23 protein-coding genes are annotated in these 22,284 nt (G+C 59.4%); 12 read left to right on the top strand and 11 right to left on the bottom strand.

The features are described 5' to 3' along the window. Positions 1-106: 106 nt before the first annotated feature. The 6 genes from HU767_RS14895 to acs all read right to left on the bottom strand — a co-directional run bounded on the left by HU767_RS14895 (position 107) and on the right by acs (position 6,944). Positions 107-1,087 (bottom strand): GlxA family transcriptional regulator, encoded by a 981-nt coding sequence (locus tag HU767_RS14895; protein ID WP_053186591.1) that lies wholly within the window; start codon positions 1,085-1,087, stop codon positions 107-109. Between the two features lie 113 nt (positions 1,088-1,200). Continuing rightward, a complete protein-coding gene (locus tag HU767_RS14890; protein ID WP_186710561.1) occupies positions 1,201-1,965 on the bottom strand; it encodes an ATP-binding cassette domain-containing protein in 765 nt (254 codons plus the stop codon). 56 nt (positions 1,966-2,021) lie between these two features. Beyond that, the gene (locus HU767_RS14885; protein ID WP_186729837.1) at positions 2,022-2,720 is read right to left on the bottom strand and encodes an ABC transporter permease; all 699 of its coding nucleotides are present in this window, start codon (positions 2,718-2,720) and stop codon (positions 2,022-2,024) included. Beyond that, complete coding sequence (locus HU767_RS14880; RefSeq protein ID WP_003178836.1) at positions 2,717-3,406, bottom strand: ABC transporter permease; 690 nt, start codon at positions 3,404-3,406, stop codon at positions 2,717-2,719. The genes HU767_RS14885 and HU767_RS14880 overlap by 4 nt, the downstream gene beginning before the upstream one ends. Before the next feature lie 90 nt (positions 3,407-3,496). Next, a complete protein-coding gene (locus HU767_RS14875) occupies positions 3,497-4,270 on the bottom strand; it encodes an ABC transporter substrate-binding protein (protein WP_186729836.1) in 774 nt (257 codons plus the stop codon). 718 nt (positions 4,271-4,988) lie between these two features. Continuing rightward, on the bottom strand, positions 4,989-6,944 hold the full coding sequence (gene acs / locus HU767_RS14870) for an acetate--CoA ligase (RefSeq protein WP_186710565.1): 1,956 nt from the start codon (positions 6,942-6,944) through the stop codon (positions 4,989-4,991). Between the two features lie 532 nt (positions 6,945-7,476). Between acs and HU767_RS14865 the strand changes: the two genes are divergently transcribed. The 3 genes from HU767_RS14865 (at position 7,477) to HU767_RS14855 (ending at position 10,437) form a co-directional block, all read left to right on the top strand. Continuing rightward, positions 7,477-7,740 carry a DUF2790 domain-containing protein gene (locus HU767_RS14865; protein WP_186729835.1) on the top strand — a complete coding sequence of 88 codons (264 nt, stop codon included), beginning with the start codon at positions 7,477-7,479 and terminating at the stop codon, positions 7,738-7,740. Between the two features lie 489 nt (positions 7,741-8,229). Further along, complete coding sequence (locus HU767_RS14860; protein ID WP_030142465.1) at positions 8,230-9,480, top strand: ribonucleotide-diphosphate reductase subunit beta; 1,251 nt, start codon at positions 8,230-8,232, stop codon at positions 9,478-9,480. Positions 9,481-9,816: 336 nt separating this feature from the next. Continuing rightward, positions 9,817-10,437, top strand: a complete 621-nt coding sequence (locus HU767_RS14855; RefSeq protein ID WP_186729834.1) for a LysE family translocator — start codon at positions 9,817-9,819, stop codon at positions 10,435-10,437. A 27-nt stretch (positions 10,438-10,464) separates the two neighbouring features. On the opposite strand, the gene HU767_RS14850 is transcribed toward HU767_RS14855, so the two are convergent. Further along, positions 10,465-11,337: a LysR family transcriptional regulator gene (locus HU767_RS14850; protein ID WP_053124426.1), complete on the bottom strand. Its 873-nt coding sequence runs from the start codon at positions 11,335-11,337 to the stop codon at positions 10,465-10,467. A gap of 313 nt (positions 11,338-11,650) precedes the next feature. Between HU767_RS14850 and HU767_RS14845 the strand changes: the two genes are divergently transcribed. Next, the gene (locus HU767_RS14845) at positions 11,651-12,640 is read left to right on the top strand and encodes a hypothetical protein (RefSeq protein WP_186729833.1); all 990 of its coding nucleotides are present in this window, start codon (positions 11,651-11,653) and stop codon (positions 12,638-12,640) included. A 6-nt stretch (positions 12,641-12,646) separates the two neighbouring features. On the opposite strand, the gene HU767_RS14840 is transcribed toward HU767_RS14845, so the two are convergent. Then, the gene (locus tag HU767_RS14840) at positions 12,647-13,462 is read right to left on the bottom strand and encodes a sulfite exporter TauE/SafE family protein (RefSeq protein WP_186729832.1); all 816 of its coding nucleotides are present in this window, start codon (positions 13,460-13,462) and stop codon (positions 12,647-12,649) included. A gap of 112 nt (positions 13,463-13,574) precedes the next feature. On the opposite strand from HU767_RS14840, the gene HU767_RS14835 reads away from it, so the two are divergent. Together HU767_RS14835 and HU767_RS14830 are read left to right on the top strand one after the other, a co-directional pair. Further along, the gene (locus tag HU767_RS14835; RefSeq protein ID WP_186729831.1) at positions 13,575-14,351 is read left to right on the top strand and encodes a helix-turn-helix transcriptional regulator; all 777 of its coding nucleotides are present in this window, start codon (positions 13,575-13,577) and stop codon (positions 14,349-14,351) included. Between the two features lie 83 nt (positions 14,352-14,434). Further along, positions 14,435-14,752 (top strand): helix-turn-helix transcriptional regulator, encoded by a 318-nt coding sequence (locus HU767_RS14830; RefSeq protein WP_053124433.1) that lies wholly within the window; start codon positions 14,435-14,437, stop codon positions 14,750-14,752. Between the two features lie 17 nt (positions 14,753-14,769). On the opposite strand, the gene HU767_RS14825 is transcribed toward HU767_RS14830, so the two are convergent. After that, positions 14,770-15,828 carry an MBL fold metallo-hydrolase gene (locus tag HU767_RS14825; protein WP_186729830.1) on the bottom strand — a complete coding sequence of 353 codons (1,059 nt, stop codon included), beginning with the start codon at positions 15,826-15,828 and terminating at the stop codon, positions 14,770-14,772. A gap of 188 nt (positions 15,829-16,016) precedes the next feature. Between HU767_RS14825 and HU767_RS14820 the strand changes: the two genes are divergently transcribed. Continuing rightward, a complete protein-coding gene (locus tag HU767_RS14820; RefSeq protein ID WP_186710581.1) occupies positions 16,017-16,625 on the top strand; it encodes a TetR/AcrR family transcriptional regulator in 609 nt (202 codons plus the stop codon). A gap of 3 nt (positions 16,626-16,628) precedes the next feature. Here HU767_RS14820 and HU767_RS14815 read toward each other — a convergent pair whose 3' ends face one another. Beyond that, positions 16,629-17,576, bottom strand: a complete 948-nt coding sequence (locus tag HU767_RS14815) for a LysR family transcriptional regulator (RefSeq protein WP_186729829.1) — start codon at positions 17,574-17,576, stop codon at positions 16,629-16,631. Between the two features lie 14 nt (positions 17,577-17,590). On the opposite strand from HU767_RS14815, the gene HU767_RS14810 reads away from it, so the two are divergent. Together HU767_RS14810 and HU767_RS14805 are read left to right on the top strand one after the other, a co-directional pair. Next, entirely contained in the window at positions 17,591-18,301 is a 711-nt protein-coding gene (locus tag HU767_RS14810; RefSeq protein WP_186710584.1) for a CTP synthase, read from the top strand. Continuing rightward, positions 18,298-18,612: an antibiotic biosynthesis monooxygenase gene (locus tag HU767_RS14805; RefSeq protein WP_186729828.1), complete on the top strand. Its 315-nt coding sequence runs from the start codon at positions 18,298-18,300 to the stop codon at positions 18,610-18,612. The genes HU767_RS14810 and HU767_RS14805 overlap by 4 nt, the downstream gene beginning before the upstream one ends. A gap of 312 nt (positions 18,613-18,924) precedes the next feature. Here HU767_RS14805 and HU767_RS14800 read toward each other — a convergent pair whose 3' ends face one another. Then, on the bottom strand, positions 18,925-19,251 hold the full coding sequence (locus HU767_RS14800; RefSeq protein ID WP_186729827.1) for a DUF2025 family protein: 327 nt from the start codon (positions 19,249-19,251) through the stop codon (positions 18,925-18,927). Between the two features lie 244 nt (positions 19,252-19,495). On the opposite strand from HU767_RS14800, the gene HU767_RS14795 reads away from it, so the two are divergent. The 3 genes from HU767_RS14795 (at position 19,496) to HU767_RS14785 (ending at position 22,263) form a co-directional block, all read left to right on the top strand. Beyond that, positions 19,496-20,623, top strand: coding sequence for a glycerophosphodiester phosphodiesterase (locus tag HU767_RS14795; RefSeq protein ID WP_186706280.1), 1,128 nt, complete (start codon positions 19,496-19,498; stop codon positions 20,621-20,623). A gap of 125 nt (positions 20,624-20,748) precedes the next feature. After that, positions 20,749-21,054: a PepSY domain-containing protein gene (locus tag HU767_RS14790; RefSeq protein WP_186729826.1), complete on the top strand. Its 306-nt coding sequence runs from the start codon at positions 20,749-20,751 to the stop codon at positions 21,052-21,054. A 186-nt stretch (positions 21,055-21,240) separates the two neighbouring features. Further along, positions 21,241-22,263 (top strand): transporter, encoded by a 1,023-nt coding sequence (locus tag HU767_RS14785; RefSeq protein WP_186706282.1) that lies wholly within the window; start codon positions 21,241-21,243, stop codon positions 22,261-22,263. Positions 22,264-22,284 lie beyond the last annotated feature (21 nt).

Genomic DNA, 22,284 nt, shown 5'->3' with positions numbered 1-22,284 from the left:
ATGGCGCAGTGTCAGCCAATGCTGAAGGTGGCTGACACTCCGCCATCGCGAGCAGGCTCGCTCCCACAATTTTATGTATTGACCGCCCTATCCGCAGTCTTGCCGCTCAGCCGCGTTCGGACGGCACCGAGGACAATTCGAACGGGCTGCTGCTGCGTCGCTGGTTGCGGTCTTCCCGCGGCGTGGCGCCGAAGAAGTTGCGGTAGGCGCTGGAGAAGTGGGGCCCCGAGGAGAAACCGCAGGACAAGCCGATCTGGATGATGGACTTGCTGGTCTGCATCAGCATCTGCCGGGCCTTGTTCAGACGCAGCTCCAGGTAATACTGGCTGGGCACGCGGTTGAGGTATTGCTTGAAGATCCGCTCCAGTTGCCGACGGGATACGCACACATGCTGGGCGATTTCGTCGGTGGTCAGCGGCTCCTCGATGTTGGCCTCCATCAGCAGCACCGCTTGGGTGAGCTTTGGATGGCTGGAGCCGAGGCGGTTCTGCAACGGGATGCGCTGGCGCTCGCCGCCCTCGCGAATGCGCTCGACCACCAGCTCTTCCGACACCGCGCCGGCCAGTTCCGCGCCGTGATCCCGAGCCAGCACTGCCAGCAACAGGTCCAGCACCGACATGCCGCCGCAAGCGCTCAGGCGATCTCGGTCCCAGTCAAACAGATGGCTGGTGGCGATGACCTTGGGGAAGCGCTCGGAGAAATCGTCCTGCCAGCGCCAATGCACGGCGGCACGGTAACCGTCGAGCAACCCCAATTGCGCCAGGGGATAGACACCCGCCGACAAACCGCCGATCACACAACCGGCACGCACCAGTTGCTTGAGGGCGCTGCTCAGGGGCGAGGCCAGCGTGGTCGGCGGCTCATCGGCCAGCAGGAACAGCTTCTGGAAACCCTCGAGCTTGCCGGCCCAGGGTTCGCCCGGCAATTGCCAGGCGCCGTCGGCCGGTGGCTCGGCCTGCAAGAACGACAACTCGTAGACCACATCCGGATGCACCCGCTGGGCGACACGCAAGGCGTCCTCGGCCAGCGCCAGCGTCAAGGCTTTAGTGCTGGGCCAAATCAGGAAACCTATTCGATGGGCAGTCATGGCGGGCGATCCGAAGCGAAAACAGTGTTAAAGCCAAAAGCGGCTGCAACCAAATTAGACCATCTGGCGCGCGGTGCGCAGCATGACCCAAATCAGGTGCGTAACGGGAGCGATTACTTGAGGCTGCCCGACAGAAATTGTTGCAGGCGCTCGGATTGCGGATTCACCAACACTTCGCGCGGGTTGCCACTTTCTTCGACGATGCCTTTGTGCAGGAACACCAGTTGGTTCGACACTTCACGGGCAAAACCCATTTCGTGGGTCACCACCACCATGGTCCGGCCTTCCAGGGCCAAGGCCTGCATCACCTTGAGCACGTCGCCCACCAGTTCCGGGTCCAGCGCCGAGGTCGGCTCGTCGAACAGCATCACCTCAGGCTCCATCGCCAGCGCACGGGCAATCGCCACGCGCTGCTGCTCGCCGCCGGACATGTGACCCGGGTAGGCATCCTTGCGATGAGCCACGCCAACCTTGTTCAGATAGTGCTCGGCCTTCTCCCGTGCTTCGGCCTTGGCCACGCCCAGTACATGCACCGGCGCTTCCATGATGTTTTCCAGCGCGGTCATGTGGGACCACAGGTTGAAATGCTGGAACACCATCGACAGCCGCGAACGCATGCGCTGCAGTTGCTTGGGGTCCGAAGCCTTCATGGCGCCGTCCTTGCCCGCCACCAGCTTCAACTCTTCGTTGTTGAGCAGGATCTTGCCGGCGTGGGGTTGCTCAAGCAGGTTGATGCAACGCAGGAAAGTACTCTTGCCGGAGCCACTGGAGCCGATGATGCTGATCACATCGCCAGCGGCGGCTTTCAGGGACACGCCCTTGAGCACTTCGTGACTGCCATAGCGTTTATGCAGGTCTTGGACTTCAAGCTTGTACATGCGGTCGGTTCTCACAAAACGTCAGTCGTTGAGCAGTCGATCGGATCGATGCGTTATCAGTGCTTGCGCGGGGCCAGGTAACCCAGCCAGCGGCGCTCGGCCAGTTTGAACAGGCGCACCAGGATGAAGGTCAGGCACAGGTAGAACACACCGGCGGTGATGTAGGCCTCGAACGGCAAGTAATACTGCGCGTTCACCGTGCGCGCGGCACCGGTGATGTCGATCAGGGTCACGATGGAGGCCAGGCTGGTGGTCTGCAACATCATGATTACTTCGTTGCTGTATTGCGGCAGCGCCCGACGCAGGGCCGACGGCAGCAGGATCCGGCAATACAGCTTGTAGCGCGACATGCCCATGGCCCTGGCCGCTTCGATCTCACCGTTGGGCGTGGCCCGCAGGCTGCCGGCGATGATTTCGGCGGTGTAGGCACTGGTGTTGATGGCGAACGCCAGGCACGCACAGAACGTTGCGCTGGACAGCCATGGCCAGAGAAAGCTCTCGCGCACGACCGCGAACTGCGCCAACCCGTAGTAGATCAGGAACAGCTGCACCAGCATCGGCGTGCCGCGGATCACGTAGGTGTAGAGCCAGGCCGTCATGTTGACGACCGGCTGCTTGGACACCCGCATCAACCCCAGGGGCAGCGCCGCCAGCAGGCCGAAGAACAGCGACAGGGCCAACAGCTTCAGCGTGGTCAGCAAGCCACTGAAATACAGCGGCAAAGCTTCGTAGATGACGTTGTAGTCGAAGATCATAGATCAGCCGCCCTTACGCCTACCGAGTAGCGCTTCTCAAGGTGACGCAACGCCAGCAACGAGACACTGGTGATCACCAGGTACATCGCCGCCACTGCGAGGAAGAAGGTGAAAGGCTCGCGAGTGGCATCCGCCGCCTGCTTGGCCTTGAACATCATGTCTTGCAGGCCCACCACGGAAATCAGCGCGGTGGCCTTGGTCAACACCAACCAGTTGTTGGTGAAACCCGGAATCGCCAGGCGAATCATCTGCGGCACCAGCACCCGGAAGAACACCTGGAAGCCGTTCATGCCGTACGCCATGCCCGCCTCGGCCTGCCCCTTGGGGATCGCCATGAAGGCACCGCGAAAGGTTTCCGACAGGTACGCACCGAAGATGAAGCCCAAGGTGCCGATACCGGCCGCCAGCGGGTTCAGGTCGATGTAGTCGTCATAGCCAAGCATCGGCGCGACGCGGTTGAGCAGGTCCTGGCCGCCGTAGAAAATCAGCAGGATCAGCACCAGGTCGGGAATGCCGCGGATGACCGTGGAATACAGGTCGCCCAGCCACGCCAGCCAGCGCACCGGCGAAAGGCGCAACGCGACACCAATCAACCCCAGGACGATGGCCAGGGCCATGGACGACAAGGCGAGCTGAAGCGTCAACCATGCGCCATCGAGGATGACAGCCCCGTAGCCTTTCAACATGATTCAGGTCCTCGAAAGTGGGATGAAAAAATGGCGCAAACCGCAGAGATCCTGTTGCTTGCGCCATTTCGCACGAGTGGCGGGACGTCGTTACTTGCCGTAGATATCGAAAGCGAAGTATTTGTCCTGGATTTGCTTGTACTTGCCGTTCTCGCGAATGGCCGCGATCGCGCCGTTGATCTTGTCTTTCAACGCATCACCCTTGCGAACTGCGATACCCACGCCGTCGCCGAAGTACTTGACGTCGGTAAAGGCCGGGCCGACGAACGCGAAGCCCTTGCCGGCATCGGTCTTGAGGAAACCGTCTTCCAACAGCGTAGCGTCTGCCACGGTGCCGTCGAGGCGGCCGGCGGACACGTCCAGGTAGATCTCGTTCTGCGAACCGTACGGCTTGATCTCGGCACCCAGCGGGGCCAGGACTTCACGGGCGAAACGCTCGTGGATCGAACCGCGCTGCACGCCGATGTTCTTGCCCTTGAGCTCGGCCAGGCCGTCGCTGACCTGGGTGCCGGCCTTCATCACCAGGCGGGCCGGGGTGTTGTAGTACTTGTTGGTGAAATCAACCGACTTCTTGCGATCTTCAGTGATCGACATGGACGACAGGATCGCGTCGATCTTGCGCACCTTCAGCGCCGGGATCAGGCCGTCGAACTCTTGCTCGACCCACACGCACTTGACCTTCATCTCTTCGCACAGCGCATTGCCGATGTCGTAGTCGAAACCGACGATGCTGCCATCCGGGGCTTTCGAGGCGAACGGAGGGTAAGCCGCTTCGATACCAATCTTCAGGGGCTTCTCATCAGCGAAGGTCGGCAGGGACAGCACGGACAGTGCCAGGGCGCCAAGCAGCACAAGTTTCTTCATCTTGGGACTCCATCGGTAAAGGGCAAAAACGGCAGAGTGAGCAACAGCCCAATATGCGAATGGGTGAAACGAACTTTGGTGCTGCGTCCTAGGAAGCTCACGATTTATCCAACGCGAGCCACGACGAGCGAGTGATCGGCATTCTAACGACAGGCCCGAAGCCGATATTTCTTCAATGCGACAACAAATTACAGAAGCACCGAGAAAGCTGTTCGAGCACATTGACAGCCTCGCAAATTCATGCAAGAGCAAAAGAAGGGAAACCGATCTATGCTGCAAATAGCGGGCCCATTATTCGCAAACCCTTCTAATCCGGCAAGCACAGCGTGTCGGCTTATTTTCAGGTATGCCTGGAACCGCCCTATGACGGGGCTTCGCGTTTCACATCGCCCCGTTATGGCGCCTTTGGTTACACATTTCGAAACGTCGGTAACGTTCAGACACCTCCTACTTTAAACGCCGATATTTATTCACCCACCAGACCCGTGGCGAGGGAGCTTGCTCCCGCTGGGCTGCGCAGCAGCCCCAAAAGCCAGGCACCGCGTTTGTTCAGGCATACCGCATTGACCGGTTTACGACTGCTGCGCAGCCGAGCGGGAGCAAGCTCCCTCGCCACAAAGGCACTTCCACTCCCGGCTCACATAGCGCGCACCAGCGCCCATAAAAAAGCCCCGCCCGGCAAACGCCGGGCGGGGCTCTTAGGTGCTACACGCTACCGTCAGGCCACGTTCATGGTCTTGTGCGTCTCGATAAGGTGCGCCACCACACCCGGGTCGGCCAGGGTGGAGATATCACCCAACCCGTCGTATTCCGCCGTGGCGATCTTGCGCAGGATGCGGCGCATGATCTTGCCGGAGCGGGTCTTCGGCAGCCCCGGTGCCCACTGGATCACGTCTGGCGAAGCAATCGGACCGATCTCCTTGCGCACCCAGTTCTTCAGTTCCAGGCGCAGGGCCTCGCTGGTTTCTTCGCCGGCATTGAGGGTGACGTAGACATAAATGCCCTGGCCCTTGATGTCGTGCGGCACACCCACCACAGCCGCTTCGGCGACTTTCGGGTGGGCGACCATGGCGCTTTCGATCTCGGCCGTGCCCATGCGGTGGCCGGACACGTTGAGCACGTCATCCACCCGGCCGGTGATCCAGTAGTAGCCGTCCTCGTCGCGACGGGCGCCGTCACCGGTGAAGTACATGCCACTGAAGGTCTTGAAGTAGGTGTCGACAAAACGGTCATGGTCACCGTACAGCGTACGCGCCTGGCCTGGCCACGAATCGAGGATCACCAGGTTGCCTTCAGCGGCGCCCTCGACCAGGTTGCCGAGGTTGTCCACCAGTGCCGGCACTACGCCGAAGAACGGACGCGTGGCCGAACCTGGCTTCAACGCCGTGGCGCCTGGCAGCGGGCTGATCAGCACGCCACCGGTTTCGGTCTGCCACCAGGTGTCGACGATAGGGCAACGCTCCTTGCCGACATTCTTGTAGTACCAGTCCCAGGCTTCCGGGTTGATCGGCTCGCCCACCGACCCCAACAGGCGCAGGCTGCTGCCATCGGCGCCTTCGACCGCGGCGGTGCCCGAGGCCATCATCGCGCGGATCGCGGTCGGCGCGGTGTAGAGGATGCTGACCTTATGCTTGTCGACGACCTTGGCCACGCGGGTGATATCCGGGTAGTTCGGCACGCCTTCGAACAGCAGCGTCGTCGCGCCATTGGCCAGCGGGCCGTAGACGATATAGCTGTGGCCGGTCACCCAACCCACGTCGGCGGTGCACCAGTAGACCTCGCCTGGTTTGTAGTCGAACACGCGCTCATGGGTCAGCGCCGCGTACAGCAAGTAGCCAGCCGTGGTGTGCTGCACGCCCTTCGGTTTGCCGGTGGAGCCGGAGGTGTAGAGGATGAACAGCGCTTCCTCGGCGCCCATTTCCTTCGGCGCGCAAACGGTACCGGCTACCTTCATCAGGTCTTCGTACCAGATGTCACGGTGCTGGTTCCACTTGATGTTGCCCGCCGTGCGCTTGCACACGATGACTTTCTGGATGCTGCTGGTTTCCGGGTTGGTCAGCGCATCATCGACGTTGGCCTTGAGCGGAATCTTCTTGCCGGCGCGAATGCCTTCGTCGGCAGTGATCACCACTTTGGATTTGCAGTCGATGATCCGACCCGCCAGGGCTTCAGGGGAGAACCCGCCGAACACCACCGAGTGAATCGCACCGATCCGGGTACAGGCCAGCATCGCGACCACGGCTTCAGGGATCATCGGCATGTAGATGGTCACCACGTCGCCGCGGTGCACGTCCTGGCCGCGCAGGGCGTTGGCGAACTTGCAGACTTCTTCGTGCAGCTCGCGATAGGTGATGTTGCGGCTCTCGGACGGGTCATCGCCCTCCCAGATAATCGCAATTTGATCGCCGCGCTCGGCCAGGTGACGGTCGAGGCAGTTGTAGGAAACGTTCAAGGTGCCGTCGGCAAACCACTTGATGTCGACATGGTGATCGTCGAAAGAAGTCTGCTTCACCGTGGTGAAAGGCTTGATCCAATCGAGGCGCTTGGCCTGCTCGCGCCAGAAGCCATCGGGGTTGACGACCGACTGCTGGTACATGGCCTTGTAGGTCGCCTCGTCAGTCAGCGTATTGGCCGCTACCTCGGGACGAACGGGATACACAGAAGCCGCACTCATCTTTCTTACCTCGGTGAATAGTTGTTTTTGTATGATCCCGTTGTAGCCCGGGGCGGGCCTATAGAACCATTCGACGATGGTAGTAACAAGTCCCTACAAAATGTCGGTACTAGTGGGAGCCGAGCTTGCTCGCGATGACGGTGGGTCAGCCAATATCAATCTTTGATGTAACGCCGCCTTCGCGAGCAAGCCCGCTCCCACAGTTGAATTTCAGTGAACACCTATTTTGTGTCCAACACTGACCCTCTGTGGGAGCGGGCTTGCTCGCGAAGACGGTGGTAAATCCAACACAGATGCCACAGACACCCCACCACCTCTAGCGATTATTACCAGATCAACCAACAGTGTTTATCAAAACCGAGTCTGTTTACCCCCACCCTCACCTTCTAAAATCCACCTCGCCAACCGGCAAACACGATTAGCGCAACACAGCCCCCACGAAGGCCGTTAATCCAACGTCCAACACTTGCTCCACACGCAACCCCAAAAAGGTTGCGTGACCCCACTCGACCTCAAAAAAGGTGAAATACAAATGAAAGCTTTATGGGTCCTGGTCCTCGGCAGCCTATGCGCCACCGCGATGGCGGATGAGGCTCCGACCGACGCAGCACAGCAAAAACCGGCCATCGAGGAGTACACCTACTCCACCCACCTGGACATCGCCAAAGTCATCTCCATGAGCGACATCCCGAACGTCTGCGAAGTGGTCCCGGCGAAGATGGAATACGACGACTCCAAAGGCCAACGCCACATCCTGCGCTACAGCATCATGGGCAACGGTTGCTCCAACGGCTGATCACAACTGGCAATTTCCATGGCCCGATTTCGATCGGGCCAGGTTGTGTCTAGAACCGCCGAAAACCCTCCACAAACACAACATGTAGTGCAAAACCGCAAAAAACGCTGGTTTTTTGATCAAAAAAAACCACGATCCGCGCCATGCAAAAAAAATCTTGAGCGGCCAAAGCCTTGTAAACCCTCGCTCCCACGCGGATATCCCACCCGCCACCCCTTCCGTGAGCCATTTCGCCGCAGCACGTAGGCAAAAAAGTCCTTATAATGCCGCCTTAAACGGGCCTGCAATATTCCCTTACAGGGGATCACGCCAGCCTGGAGCCCACGCAGAGGCCAATCGCCTCCTCGCGTTCACCGCCGCTCCGGAACGACCCGTACATTTTTCTGTTTATTGCCTGCGTCAGCTGCTGCAACAAACGATTTTTCAAGATCCACCGCGGCCAGTAGGCCTTCATCGGGCATCTGGCCCTCACGCAGGAGACGACACGTCATGCTGAGCTGGGACGAATTCGACAAAGAAGACAGTGGCGAAGTCGCTGTAAAAGGCGCCAACGCCGGCCACGCTTCTGAAGCCAACATGGACCGCCTCGACAGCGCCGGCGGTGCCGCCGCCCTCGAAGCCCGGGCCGTGACGGCCAGCGACTCGGCCGCGATCATTCGCGCCAAGGCCGCCCTCGACAAACTCGACGTCGCCGAAGGCCTCGCCGAACTCGAAGGCGCCTCCGCCCGTGTCGCCGTCGATGAAAAGCGCATGATCAACTGCCGCGCCGACCTCAACCAGCTCGTGCCATTCAAATACGACTGGGCCTGGCAGAAGTACCTGGACGGCTGCGCAAACCACTGGATGCCGCAAGAAGTCAACATGACCGCCGACATCGCCCTCTGGAAAAACCCGGAAGGCCTGACCGACGACGAACGCCGCATCGTGATGCGCAACCTGGGCTTCTTCTCCACCGCCGACTCCCTGGTTGCCAACAACCTGGTCCTGGCCGTGTACCGCCTGATCACCAACCCGGAATGCCGCCAGTACATCCTGCGCCAGGCCTTCGAAGAGGCGATCCACACCCACGCCTACCAGTACTGCATCGAATCGCTGGCCATGGATGAAGGCGAGATCTTCAACATGTACCACGAGATCCCATCGGTCGCGAAAAAAGCCGCCTGGGGCCTGAAATACACCCGTTCGATCTCCGATCCGAAGTTCGAAACCGGCACCCCGGACACCGACAAAGAGCTGCTGCGCAACCTGATCGCCTACTACTGCGTCCTGGAAGGCATCTTCTTCTACTGCGGCTTCACCCAGATCCTCTCCATGGGTCGCCGCAACAAAATGACCGGCGTCGCCGAGCAGTTCCAGTACATCCTGCGCGACGAATCCATGCACCTGAACTTCGGCATCGACGTGATCAACCAGATCAAAATCGAAAACCCACACCTGTGGGACGCCGAGATGAAGGAAGAAGCGACCCAGATGATCCTGCAAGGGACCCAACTGGAAATCGAATACGCCCGCGACACCATGCCTCGCGGTGTATTGGGGATGAACGCGGCGATGATGGAGGACTACCTCAAGTTCATCGCTAACCGTCGTTTGTCGCAGATTGGGTTGAAAGAAGAGTATCCAGGTACGACTAACCCGTTCCCTTGGATGAGCGAGATCATGGACTTGAAGAAAGAGAAGAACTTCTTTGAGACTCGGGTGATTGAGTATCAGACGGGTGGGGCTTTGAGCTGGGATTGATTCGACAGAAAAATCCTGGGCTGCACGCGTAACAGAAACCCCGTGAAAACGGGGTTTTCGCATTTCTGCAGGACCCAAACGGCGTTTAACTTCAGGACGGGCACTCAACCTTTGCCCTACGAAAAACTCAGAATCTTTCCGCATTGACGCCGTATCGCCTCGATTGGCCCTCACCCTGGCTTCTCCCGAAACGTCAGGTAACGGGGACCGCCCCTCCTCCGAACGACCCTTCCCCCATTTATGGAAAACCGCCTTGCGCTCCTCGCCATAACCTTAGAAGCAACCGCGAATTAGACTTGCCGGAGTTCAGTCCGCGTTGTGATTAAGGAAGACAACATGCAAGAAATTTTCAGCATCAACTGGTTGCTTTGGCTATCGACCATGGTGCCGCTGACCCTGAGTGCGGGCCCTGGCAACTTGATGGTGGCGACGTCGGGTGCGCAAAGCGGTGTGCGTCGTTCGGTGCGGTTTATCGTTGGGCTCGACATGACTTACTTCCTGATCGCCGTGCTGGTTGGCTTAGGCCTTTATCACACGCTGACGAACAATCCGACGCTGGTATGGGCGCTGCAAGTGGTGGGCAGCTTCTACATCTTGTGGCTCGGTGTGCGCATGCTGCGTCGGCCACTGAAGACGCCCACCGACAAGGCCATGCACCTGCAATTTCGGGACGGCATTGTTGTTCAACTGGGCAACGTGCAAGGGATCGTGATGTTGCTGGTGATGTTTTCCACGTTCATGCCTTCCGGCGAGACCAGCAGCACGGTCGTGTTGATCCTCAGTGCGGCGCTGATTTCGCTGAACTTCTTCTCGCACGTCATCTGGGTGTCGATGGGGTCAACCGTGCAGAAACTGATCCAATCCCGCCCCAAATGGCTGATGTTTCAGAACGCGGCGTTCGGCCTGATGTTGATAGCGGTTGCCGTATGGATTTTCCTGCGCATCGGTCCGCTTTAAGGAGGTTTCTATGGCCAGACCCATTGTTCATGCAATATCGCGGTGAAACAGCTCCGTCAGATACTCCACCACTCGATCAACGCGGCTCACACCCTGGGTCGCCTGATTGCGCAACAACCAGATTTCCGAGCTGCGCGCAGGGCGATCGGCCAACACCTGGCACAGACCGGACTGATGTCCGACATAGACGGGTAACGCGGCAATCCCCAGATTGGCCTCGACCGCCTTGAGCTGCGCATTCAGGTTTGAAACACGCATCCACAGCCTATGGTTTCCAGCCATTTCGCTCAACCATTGGGCGAGCGGCATGTACGACATTTCTTCGGTCCAGCCGATCAGACTGTGGTGCTTGAGGTCGGCGGGTTCGACCGGCAGGCCGTTGGCATCGGCATACGCCTGGGAGCAGAAAAGCCCCTGCATCAGTGTCCCGACCCGGCGCATGGTGAAGTTACCGTTCTCCGGCCTGCGCAAGCGGATAATGATGTCGCTGTGGCTTTGTGTGAGTTTCAACGACACCGCCGAGTTAATGAAGTCGAAGCTGATCTCGGGGTGCTGATCGTGAAATACCGCAAGTTGCGGAATGATCAAGTGCGTGCCCATGAGCTCCGGACAATCAATGCGCACCTGTCCCGCCATCCGATCACCCGGTTGCGACATCTGCCGCTCGATCAGTTTGAAACGCTCCTCCGTTTCCAGTGCCAATGGCAGCAACGCCCTTCCCGCCTCAGTCAGGAAGTAGCCGTTGGTTTTCTTCGAAAACAATACCGTACCGAGCGACTCCTCAAGCGCTGCGATCTTGCGCGACACCGTCGAGGCCGAAACCTTGAGCGAGATTCCGGCTTCGGTCACGTTGTTCGATTTAGCCACGAAGATAAAAACTTTCAGATCATCCCAATCCATGTTGATGACATACCCAAAAAAGGAAAAATCGATCTCTCCTATTTCTGTTCGAAATAATTAGAGGCCACGTTGTTGAGCAAAAACCAGCACTATGATATCGATTTCCCTGAGTAAGAAACTGCGGATCGGGGGCCGCTTCGCAGCCCAGCGGGAGCAAGCTCCCTCGCCACGGGTGGCAGGCTTGATGGTTGGGTTGGGTTTGGGAATCGCGAGCAGGCTCGCTCCCACAGGGTTTGTGGTGGGTTGAAACTTTGGGTGCAGCCCGCCGCGTCCTTCGGTATTAATACACTTCCTCTCACGGACCCGAGCCCCGATGAAATTCGACACTGCCTACTGCCTCAGCCTCGATGCCAAGCTTTCGATCTATGACGTTCGGGATCTGAATTTCGACGAGACCATGGCCTTCGACTCGGCCAAGGAGCGCTTTCAGTGCCCCAACGATGCCTGTCGGGCGGCGTTCGATGAGGGAAATCGGCTGACGACGTTCAATGCCAAAAACGTCAATTACATCCGTACGCCACATTTCAAGAATCAGCCGACGACCCAGCATATCGAGGGCTGCCCTTATGTCAGTCCGAAAACACCGGGGTTGGGTGTAGAGAGTGGCGAGGCGGAAACGGATGACGACCGCGAGGAACATTTTCCGTCGGAGCTGTTGCTGACTCGGCGTCAGTACCTGCGTAAGCCGTCCGACCCATCGAAGGACGTTGACGCGACTCGGCCTACGCCTCCCTCCGTATCTTCCCACGGTGATAGCGTTCATTCCGCGCAGGATTCAACACCGGACAAGACCAGTGTCTTCGCCCATCCGGTGGAGTGTTTCGTTTCGAATATCGATAACAAGGACCTGCTCAAGCGCAAGCCGCTGAAGATTGGCGAGCACACGGCGCCCTATGGCTCGTTCTTCAAGAAAATCGAGTATTTGCAGGACAACAAGGGCTTGATTTACTGGGGCAAGATCAAGGAGATCAAGGATTACACCCTGAGTTTTCGCATCGACTTCGAAGCAAAGGTCTGGTTCAAGCAGCCGGACGAGGCGAAGAAGAAGCCTTACTCGGTCAACGTTTACCTGAGCAAGAAGCTGATCGATAACTACCGCAAGCGCAAGGCGTTCCTGGCAGAGATCAAGCATGCCATCGACAGTGACGCGCCGTTGTATTGCTTCTTTTATGGCGTCACGCCGGAGTTGAAACAGGTGCCGAGCAAGAAGAACCCCGAAGAAACGTTCGGGGTGTTCAGTGCCAATATCGAGAACCTGGATCACTTCATCATCCGTGAGGCGCCGGGGTTGGCGGGTCAATAACGACCCCTACCTCAGGCACATCCCGATCAGCACCAACATCAACAATCCCACATACACCCGCGCATGGACCTTATCCGGTATCCGTCCGATCCATGGCGTTGCCAGACGAATACCCAGTAGCGCGCCAAGTGTGAGCACAGCGAAGGCCATCAAGTCGATGTAACCCACAAACCACGGCCCCAAATCAAACTCGGTAAACCCGGCCATGGCCATGTAAGTCAGCGTCCCGGCCACCGCAACCGGCAAACTCAACGGGTTAGCCATGGACGTCGCGCGTGACATGTTCAGCCCGCAACGGCGCAACAGCGGCACAGTCATGACGCTGCCGCCCACGCCCAGGAAAGTAGCGATGGCACCGATGCTGATCCCGCCCGCTGAGACCTCTGCCCTGCCCAATCGCCGTGGGATCACAGCGTCAGACTGTGTCAGAAAACCGCGTCTGAACAAGCAGTCCAGAATGGTCACGCCCAAATAAACGATGAACCCATAGCGAATGACTTCGCTGCTCGCCCACATGGCGCCAACAGCTCCGACGACCGCACCCAGGCCGATGAAGCCGCCGAACGGCCATACAAAATGGCGAATGAGGTTGCCGGCGCGGTGATGCTTCACCGTGGCGATCAGTGCGTTGACGATCATCACACAGGTCGAGGTGGCCACGGCAATGTGCATCGCCGATTGGCCGACAGGGTCGTCGGCACCGTGGCTGGCGGTGAGCATGCGGTACAGCAAGGGGACTACGACGAAGCCGCCGCCGAAGCCGAACAGCACGGCGGTGATGCCACTCAGGCAGCCGAAACAGGCAAGCAATACATAGAACATCGAGGCGCATCCGTGGAATGGGAGGCGCCTACCATAGGGAGCCGAAGCTTGGCCTGCAGCAGCAAACAGGCCAATAATGTTCGCATTTACGCCAATCGTGAGCGGCCCATCGATGCGCAACAGTTCGATCGATTTATTGGATGCGACACCCAGGGCCGTCGTTGCCATCGGCACCGATTACGCTCACGGACACGTATTGCCGCTGCATCGCCATCGCCGCGCGCAGTTGCTCTACGGTGCCACCGGGGTCATGCAGGTCAGCACGGCGGACGGCAATTGGGTGGTGCCGCCGCAACGGGCGGTGTGGATTGCGCCGGGGGTCGACCATGAGGTGCTAATGCTGGGCGTGAGTACGCGCAGCCTGTACATCGAACCGGACGCGGTAATGGCCATGGGGACGCAGTGCCAGGTCATCAGTGTGTCGCCCCTGATGCGCCAGTTGCTGATGGAGGCCGTCGAGCTTGCGCCGGACTACGACGAGGCGGGTCGGGACGGGGCGTTGATTCATCTGCTACTACACGAGTTGCTGCGCAGCACCCACCTGCCCCTGCACCTTCCGCTGCCCAAGGATCCTCGTCTGCTCAGCCTGTGCCAGGCGTTCCTGGAACACCCCGACGCCCATGCCTCGCCCGTGGAATGGGCGGCGCAATTGCACATCAGCCTGCGCTCGTTCAATCGCCTGTTCAGCCGGCAGACCACGCTGAGTTTCAGCCAGTGGCGGCAGCAGGCGTGTGTGATGTCGGCGTTGGCCCGCCTGGCTGAAGGGGATTCGGTTACACGCATAGCCTTGGACCTGGGCTACGACAGTCCCGCTGCGTTCTCCACCATGTTCCGTCGCGTATTGGGTCACGCGCCGAGCGCCTGGTTGGCGAAGACCGCCGGTCATTGATCAAAAAAATGAGATTGATCGGGATTCAAAACAACTGTACAAAAACACAGTATTTTTTAATCCCACAGCTTTGGAGCACCCCCATGGCCTCTCTCGCAATCAAAACCACCCTGGAACGCATCGCTGTCTATCAGTTCACCCCCGCCCACTGTGCACAGGCGCGAGCCATGTTGGGCTGGAGTGTCGAGGAGCTGTCCCGGCAATCCGGCGTCTCGGTCCAGGCCATCCGCCGCTTCGAGGTCGGTGGCGAGTTGCTCGATGTGACTCGCCTGGCCCTGGCGTTTCGCCTGGAGGCCGAGGGCCTGGTGTTCTTCCCCGGCTTCGCACCGGGGCGCGGCATGAACATCAAGGGCGCGACCCCGGACCCGATGGGGCGTTCCGATTACGCGATGATCGAATGATTCCCGCAGCGCAGGTTCTAGGCGATACCGGCCTGGTCCTGATAGGTCGAGGGGTCCACATCCAGCCACCAGGAGCGGCCACGTTGCGGCTGCGTCAGGGTGAAGGCTTCGCCCATTTGCGGTGTGGTGATGCAAACGTTGCGTTCCCAGGCCAAGGCCAGGATGCGGTCGAAGGGTTCATACCAGGCATGCATCGCCAGGTCGAACGTGCCGTTGTGGATTGGCAGTAGCCAACGGCCCTTGAGGTCGATATGGGCCTGCAAGGTCTGCTCCGGCTGCATGTGGACATGGGGCCAGTCAACGTTATAGGCGCCGGTTTCCATCAGCGTCAGGTCGAAGGGGCCGTATTGTTCGCCGATGCGTTTGAAACCCTCGAAGTAACCGGTGTCGCCGCTGAAGAAAATTCGCGTGCCGCCGTCGATCATCACCCACGACGCCCACAAAGTGCTGTTGCTGTCGAACAGGCCGCGTCCGGAAAAATGCTGGGAGGGCGTGGCGATGAACTCGATGCCGTCCACCTCGGTGCCTTGCCACCAGTCCAGCTGACGTACCTTGCTGGCGTCGACGCCCCATTTGATCAGGGTGTCGCCCACACCCAAGGGCGCCAGGAAGTGGCGGGTCTTGGTCGCTAGCTTGAGAATGGCCTGATGATCGAGGTGGTCGTAATGATCGTGGGAAAGGATCACCGCTTCGATGGGCGGCAACTCGTCCAGGCTGATGGGCGGCTGATGGAAACGCTTCGGTCCGGCCCATTGCACGGGTGAGGCACGCTCGGAGAACACCGGGTCTGTCAGCCAGAATTTATCCCGCAGCTTGAGCAGCACGGTGGAATGGCCAAGACGGAAGACACTGTGGTTCGGCGCGGCCAGCAGCGCGGCGCGCGTCAGCGGTTGAACGTCGATGGCACCTGCAGGGCGAGTGGAATGCGGCTTGTGAAAGATCATGTTCCAGATGATGCGCAGGGTGGTGCCAAAACCTTCTCGCGGTGTGTAGGCATGATTGCGATACTTGCCCTGCTCTTGCCGGGATGAATCGTGGGCAGACGGGCTTTCGGTCGAATGAGAGGAGATGGTCATGGTGCGATAACTCCAAGGACGTCGTCGCCATTGCGCTTCGTCGTTGTGGGACGCTGGATGGCCGTTGCATGCACGCATAGCCGTCAGACGAAAACCTACACCACTCGGTGTAGTTTCCAGATTGCATGAATCCCGGGAGCAAGTAAACTGCCGAGTGTAAGTTCTCTCCTCTCAACCGACGAATGCCCATGACCGTACCGCAGCGCCTTACCGAGCGAAAACGCGAAGCCATCCTCCAGGCCGCGATTGCTGAATTCCGTAGCAGCGGTTTCGAGATCACCAGCATGGACAGGATCGCGGCGACCGCCGGCGTATCGAAGCGCACGGTGTATAACCATTTCCCGAGCAAGGAAGCGTTGTTTGCGGAAATCCTGAATCGGTTATGGAACAGCATCACCGCAGAACAGGACATGCCCTACAGCCCGCAGACACCGCTACGGGAGCAACTGCAAACGTTGCTGCAAGCCAAACTGCATCTGCTGGCGGACGAAAATTTCCTCGACCTGGCGCGCATCGCCATCGCCGCAACCATTCACTCCCCGGAGCGCGCCCAGGACATGGTCTCGCGCATGGGCCAGCGTGAGGAAGGCCTGACCGCCTGGATTCGCCAGGCCCAGGCCGATGGCCGATTGAAACCCGTGGAGCCGGCCTTTGCCGCCCAACAAATGCATGGGCTGCTCAAGACATTCGCTTTTTGGCCGCAGGTTTCGATGGGGCAACCGAGCCTGACCCAGGAGGAGCAAACCCAAGTCATCGAATCGGCCCTCGACCTGTTCCTGAGTCGTTACCAGGCCTGAATCTCAACCCCAGCGCAGGTTGCGCCCCAGCTCATCGAACAAGGTCACCACCGAGCGCAAGGCCCGACAGTCCGGGCGGGTCAGGAGCCACAGCGCCGTGTCGTATCCCTCCAGCGATTCGCCAAGGGGCATCAGGCCCTGGCGTTCGTCGATCAGAAAGTCCGGCAGCGCCGCAACGCCTAAACCAGCCCGCACCAGTTCGGTGACCGAGAGCATGCTGTTGCAGCGATAGGCAGGCATCACGCCGGGTAGATGCTGGCGGCGCCAGGCCACGGTGGGGTGATCCGGAAGGAAATCGTCTGGCGCGACCCAGGTCATGGAAGCCAGGTCACCCGCCTCTACCAAGCGCAGATACGTGGCGCTGGCGCATACCCGGTAGGTCACCTTGCCCAGGTTGCGACCGACCAGGTGTTCCGGTGGCGTACGGGTCAGTCGCAACGCAATGTCGGCGTCGCGGCGATTCAGGTTGGCGAAGTCGTTCGAAGTGCTCAACTCAAGGCTCAACGCCGGATAAGCAGGCATGAAACGCGCTAAAGCCGGCAGCAGCAACGCTTGCAGGACTGAATCACTGCATGTCAGGCGTACCGTCCCGCTGATGATCTCGCCGCCCTGCTCCACTCCCAGCCGCGCCGCTTCCAACGCCTGCTCGGCGCGCTCGGCTTGTTCAGCCAACGCCTGGGCCAGGCTCGTGGGCAAATACCCGGAACGGCTTTTCTCGAACAAGGGCTGACCCAGGGCCGCTTCCAATCGACGTACCGAACGAAACACCGTCGACACGTCCACCTGCAGCAGCCGAGCGGCCCGGGCCAGCGAGCCGCCACGGACCAGCGCGAGGATCAGGGACAGGTCGGGGTAGTCCAGACGATAGTGCGTCGCTGCATTGATCACTTGGGTAAACGCCAATATTGATTGCGTGAACGCCAATCTATAGTGGCCACCAGGAATCAACAAGCGGCGAGCCTCCCATGGAAAATCAACGTCCTTTACACATCGCCCTGATCGGCGACCACGACCCTCAAATCACCGCTCACCGGGCAATCCCCCTCGCACTTGAGCTGGCGGGCACACAAACCGGCCAGGCCATTCGCTTCCAATGGCTGGCAACGTCGCTCATCGCCGACACCGCCGTGCTGGAAGATTTCGACGGTGTCTGGTGCGTGCCCGGCAGCCCCTACCAAAACGAAGCCGGTGCCGTGCTGGCCATTCGTTTTGCCCGCGAACAGCGTCGCCCTTTCCTGGGCACTTGCGGTGGTTTTCAGCACGCCGTGCTGGAATATGCCCGTCACGTAATGGGTTGGGTCGATGCCGTCCATGGTGAAACCTCTCCAGAGGCTGAACGGGCGCTGCTGACACCGCTGAGCTGTGCCTTGGTCGAAACCATCGACAGCCTCCAGTTCGATGCGGGCTCGTTGATTGCCAAGGCCTACGGCCGACAGACCGCGTTCGAGGGCTATCATTGCCGCTTCGGGGTCAATCCAGACTTTGAAAGAGACTTGCTGAGCCAGCGCCTGCACGCCGTTGCCCGGGATTCGGCCGGTGACTTGCGAGCGGTGGAACTGCAAGACCATCCGTTTTTTGTCGCCACGCTGTTCCAGCCTGAACGTGCCGCACTGGAAGGCCGCGTGCCACCGCTGGTCAGCGCGTTTGTCGAAGCCTGCGCGAGGCAAATGTCATGAGCGCCCATTATTACGCAGTGATTTTTACCTCCCTGCGTACCGAGGGGGACCAAGGCTACGCCGAAGCCGCCGAGCGGATGCTGGCCCTTGCTCGGGAACAACCTGGATTTTTAGGCGTTGAATCGGCCCGTGGCGACGATGGTCTGGGGATTACCGTGTCCTATTGGCGCGATGAAGCGGCAATCCTGGCCTGGAAGCAACATCCCGAACACAGCGCGATTCGTGAGCGAGGCCGATCTACCTGGTATGCCCAATGCCAGACGAGGGTGTGCAAGGTTGAACGGGACTATGCCTTCCAACGCCCAACCTGATGCCAGGATACAAAACCTGTGGGAGCGGGCTTTCTCTCGAAAGCTGTAGATCAGCCAACATCACTGTGACTGACCTATCACCATCGCGAGCAGGCTCGCTCCCACAGTGTTCACCGTTGATCAATCTATGGCGTGATAGCTGGAAGCTTTTGTGGCGAGGGAGCTTGCTCCCGCTTGAGTGCGCAGCGCTCATCGCTTTTTTTGGGGCCGCTGCGCGCCCCAGCGGGAGCAAGCTCCCTCGCCACAGGACCATGCCGTTCCAAAAATTCTTGTGAACCCCACAGGGTTTCCGTTCACTTCAGGATCGGGGGCTCAGCCCTCCACCAACTGCCGCACCGCCATGATTTCCGCCAGGTCGTCGCGGGCCATGTACACCCGCAAAGGTTCGGTCAGGTTGATCCGGTCGTCGATGTTCTGATCCAGCAACAGTTGGATTCGCTCGCGACTGAGGGTCATGGTGCCATCCGCCGCGGGGGCCCAGACAAATTCGCTGGTGGGGATGATGCCGTCATCAGCCACGTCCATGCCGAAGGCGTCTTCGCTGAATCGCACGATGTAGTGGCCGGTCTTGCGGTTCAGGCCGACAAAACCCTTGAGCTGGTCGGCGGCCTGGCAGATGAGTGTCGAAGTGGTGCGCATGGTAAACCTCATGGATGCGTCCCTCGGGACGTCTGATCGATGGTTTACACGCAGGGCAAGTGAACACAGGTTTTAAGGTTTCCCTCTGCCGGGGAAACTGGTGCGGCCAAGGGTACTGCAAAGCGGTCGAAAAATGGGTGGGAAAAATCTGCTTCACACAGGTTTATGTCGGTATGGCGATAGCGCCGACAGCATTCAATTGTTAAAAGATAGGTTTTGCCTCCTCTACGAAAGGATCTCGAGCATGCCTGTCACCTTCACCCGCAGCGCCTTGATGCTGAGCCTGTTGCTCGGCTTCAGCCAGACACAAGCCTCCGAGGCCCCGAGTCCCAAGGCCCTGGCCACCCTTCAAGGCATTCCACATCCGGCGGTCATCGCCCACCGTGGTGCCTCGTTCGACGCGCCGGAATCCACCGCCGCCGCCTACAAGCTGGCCCGTGACCTGGGCGCCGATTACCTGGAGCTGGACCTGCAGCGCAGCAAAGACGGTGTGTTGTTCGTCCTGCATGACGACAGCCTGCTGCGCACCACGGATGTCGCGACCCAGTTTCCCGAACGCAAGGACAGCACCGCCAATGAATTCACCATGGCGGAACTCAAAACCCTCGATGCCGGCAGCTGGTTCAACACCGCCTACCCGGACCGCGCCCGTCCTTCGTTCGTCGGCCAGAAAATCCTCACCCTCGATGAAGTGATCAACATCGCCGAGGGCAACCCGCTGCATAAACCGGGGCTGTACATCGAAACCAAGGAGCCGAAGCTGTTCCCCGGCATCGAGCGCGACCTGAAGGACAAACTGCAGGACCGTGGTTGGCTGAGCCCCGCTGGGTCGAAATTGGCCAAAAGCGCCACCGGCGTCGGCCAGGGCAAGGGCAAAGTGGTGCTGCAGACCTTTGAAAAAAGCAGTCTCGAACTGTTGCACAAAGAGATGCCGAAGGTGCCGAAGATCCTGCTGCTATGGGTGGGCGAAGGCAACATCGAACCCAAGTCCAAGGTGACGTTTGCCGAGTCCGGCGAAACGGACAAGGCCGTCTATTACGCCAAGCAGGAGCCCAAGGACAAGGCCGAGTTCGAACAATGGGTCCAGTACGCCAAGGCCCATGGCGCCATCGGCACCGGCCCTTCGGCGGCATTGACCCATGGCGGCAGCCAGAGCTATTCGGACCTGGTGCAACCGTGGATGAACCAGTACACCCACGACCAGGGTTTGCTGGTGCACGTCTACACCGTGGATGAGCCGGTGGACTTCAAGAAAGTGATGGAGGCCGGCGTCGATGGCATCTTCACCAACCGGGCCAGTGAGCTGCTCAAGTACTTCAAGCGTCCCGAGACAGGCAGCGTGGCACAGCTATTGGAAAAGAACGGCTACTGAGTCGAAAGACCTTTCCAGGAAACTTGCTTCAAGATTTTTCGAATTAAGGGTGAATTAAGTTGCCACAGATAATCTGAACCCACTTAAACGACTCACCCTTAATAACGACACCAAGGAAAGCACTCATGAAAACGTTGACTGCCCTGTTTACCGCTGCTGCCCTGACCCTCACCGCTGGCCTGGCCCAGGCGGATGTACGAATCGACCAGATTCCTCAACTGGTCAAGGACGGCAAGATCAAGCCTCTGGAAGAAATGAACGAAGCAGCCCTGAAGTTGCACCCAGGCGCGACCATCACCGACACCGACCTGGATAACCACTTCGACGGTTATGAATATGAAGTGGAACTGAAGACGGCCGACGGCAAAGAGTTTGACGTGGACTTCGACGCAACTACCGGCAAAGTCCTGTCCAACAAACAAGACACTTGATCCATCGGTTAAAGAAGAGCCGCGCAACTTTCGAGTTGCGCGGCTTTTTTATGTACGCCGTCTGTAAACCGCCGCCGATCCGACGACGCCGCGCAACTGTCACACAACCATCAAAAAACCCTGCAATGATGCCGCTCAAGTGAACCTGTGGCCGCTGCGACAGGCACTTCCCGCCAGCGAGCCTTCATGAACCACAGCATCGACCAAAGCCATCGCGATCCGGACCTGTTCGGCCTGCTTTACGGGTTTCGTTTCCGTCCCGGCGAGCGTGGCCGGGAAATCGATTCGGCCCAAGCCCTGCAAAGCCTGCAACAACCGCAAGACGCCGACGAATTCCTCTGGCTGCACCTGAACCTGGCCCACGCTGCCTGCGAGCGCTGGATGAAAAGCCATCTGGCCTTGCCCGAGGAATTCTTCGAAGCCCTGCACGAAGGCTCGCGATCGACCCGTATCGAACACGTGGACTCGGCACTGCTGGCGGTGGTGAACGATGTGGTGTTCAACCTCAGCAACCTGGTGTCCTCGGATGTCTCCACCTTGTGGGTGTGCGTACACAGTCGACTGATCATCAGTGCGCGCCTGCAACCCTTGCACTCGGTCGACAAGCTGCGCTCATCGGTCAAGGCCGGCGAGAGCTTTCGCTCGCCGCTGGAATTGCTGGTGCATCTGCTGCGCGACCAAGGCGAAGTGCTGACCCAGATCGTGCGCAAGACCAGCCTCAGCGTCGACCAGATCGAAGACCAACTGCTGTCTTCGCGCGTGTCCAACAACCGCGCCGAGCTGGGCAGCCAGCGCCGCGTGCTGGTACGCCTGCAACGCCTGCTGGCCCTGGAGCCGGGCTCGTTGCTGCGCCTGCTCAACCGCCCGCCGCAATGGTTGCAGAAGGAAGACGTCAAGGAGCTGCGCAAGTCGACCGAGGAGTTCGCCCTGATCATCAACGACCTCACCGCCCTGGGCGAACGGATCAAATTGCTGCAGGAAGAGATCGCCGCCAACCTCAACGAACAAAGCAACCGCACGCTGTTCACCTTGACGGTGGTCACGGTGCTGGCGTTGCCCATCAACATCATTGCCGGTTTCTTCGGCATGAACGTCGGCGGCGTGCCACTGGCCGAAGATCCCGAGGGCTTCTGGATCCTGGTAGCACTGGTGGCGACCTTCACCGTGATTGCAGGCCGATGGGCCTTTCGCAAGCGTCGCGATTATTGAGGGTGATGCCCTGCGGACTGC

Origin of the sequence: Pseudomonas sp. SWRI179, from assembly GCF_014268705.1 — a bacterium.
GTDB lineage: Bacteria > Pseudomonadota > Gammaproteobacteria > Pseudomonadales > Pseudomonadaceae > Aquipseudomonas > Aquipseudomonas zanjanensis.
The sequence above is the reverse complement of the archived record's forward strand: the minus strand, read 5'-3'. Positions and strand labels throughout refer to the sequence as shown.

Coding starts and splice junctions, on each gene's coding strand:
- HU767_RS14800 (WP_186729827.1), bottom strand. CDS start 19,251: ATGCGCACCACTTCGACACTCATCTGCCAGGCCGCCGACCAGCTCAAG.
- HU767_RS14885 (WP_186729837.1), bottom strand. CDS start 2,720: ATGATCTTCGACTACAACGTCATCTACGAAGCTTTGCCGCTGTATTTC.
- HU767_RS14785 (WP_186706282.1), top strand. CDS start 21,241: ATGAACCACAGCATCGACCAAAGCCATCGCGATCCGGACCTGTTCGGC.
- HU767_RS14810 (WP_186710584.1), top strand. CDS start 17,591: ATGGAAAATCAACGTCCTTTACACATCGCCCTGATCGGCGACCACGAC.
- acs (WP_186710565.1), bottom strand. CDS start 6,944: ATGAGTGCGGCTTCTGTGTATCCCGTTCGTCCCGAGGTAGCGGCCAAT.
- HU767_RS14860 (WP_030142465.1), top strand. CDS start 8,230: ATGCTGAGCTGGGACGAATTCGACAAAGAAGACAGTGGCGAAGTCGCT.
- HU767_RS14880 (WP_003178836.1), bottom strand. CDS start 3,406: ATGTTGAAAGGCTACGGGGCTGTCATCCTCGATGGCGCATGGTTGACG.
- HU767_RS14890 (WP_186710561.1), bottom strand. CDS start 1,965: ATGTACAAGCTTGAAGTCCAAGACCTGCATAAACGCTATGGCAGTCAC.
- HU767_RS14795 (WP_186706280.1), top strand. CDS start 19,496: ATGCCTGTCACCTTCACCCGCAGCGCCTTGATGCTGAGCCTGTTGCTC.
- HU767_RS14835 (WP_186729831.1), top strand. CDS start 13,575: ATGCGCAACAGTTCGATCGATTTATTGGATGCGACACCCAGGGCCGTC.
- HU767_RS14830 (WP_053124433.1), top strand. CDS start 14,435: ATGGCCTCTCTCGCAATCAAAACCACCCTGGAACGCATCGCTGTCTAT.
- HU767_RS14855 (WP_186729834.1), top strand. CDS start 9,817: ATGCAAGAAATTTTCAGCATCAACTGGTTGCTTTGGCTATCGACCATG.
- HU767_RS14840 (WP_186729832.1), bottom strand. CDS start 13,462: ATGTTCTATGTATTGCTTGCCTGTTTCGGCTGCCTGAGTGGCATCACC.
- HU767_RS14850 (WP_053124426.1), bottom strand. CDS start 11,337: ATGGATTGGGATGATCTGAAAGTTTTTATCTTCGTGGCTAAATCGAAC.
- HU767_RS14805 (WP_186729828.1), top strand. CDS start 18,298: ATGAGCGCCCATTATTACGCAGTGATTTTTACCTCCCTGCGTACCGAG.
- HU767_RS14820 (WP_186710581.1), top strand. CDS start 16,017: ATGACCGTACCGCAGCGCCTTACCGAGCGAAAACGCGAAGCCATCCTC.
- HU767_RS14875 (WP_186729836.1), bottom strand. CDS start 4,270: ATGAAGAAACTTGTGCTGCTTGGCGCCCTGGCACTGTCCGTGCTGTCC.
- HU767_RS14790 (WP_186729826.1), top strand. CDS start 20,749: ATGAAAACGTTGACTGCCCTGTTTACCGCTGCTGCCCTGACCCTCACC.
- HU767_RS14895 (WP_053186591.1), bottom strand. CDS start 1,087: ATGACTGCCCATCGAATAGGTTTCCTGATTTGGCCCAGCACTAAAGCC.
- HU767_RS14865 (WP_186729835.1), top strand. CDS start 7,477: ATGAAAGCTTTATGGGTCCTGGTCCTCGGCAGCCTATGCGCCACCGCG.
- HU767_RS14845 (WP_186729833.1), top strand. CDS start 11,651: ATGAAATTCGACACTGCCTACTGCCTCAGCCTCGATGCCAAGCTTTCG.
- HU767_RS14825 (WP_186729830.1), bottom strand. CDS start 15,828: ATGACCATCTCCTCTCATTCGACCGAAAGCCCGTCTGCCCACGATTCA.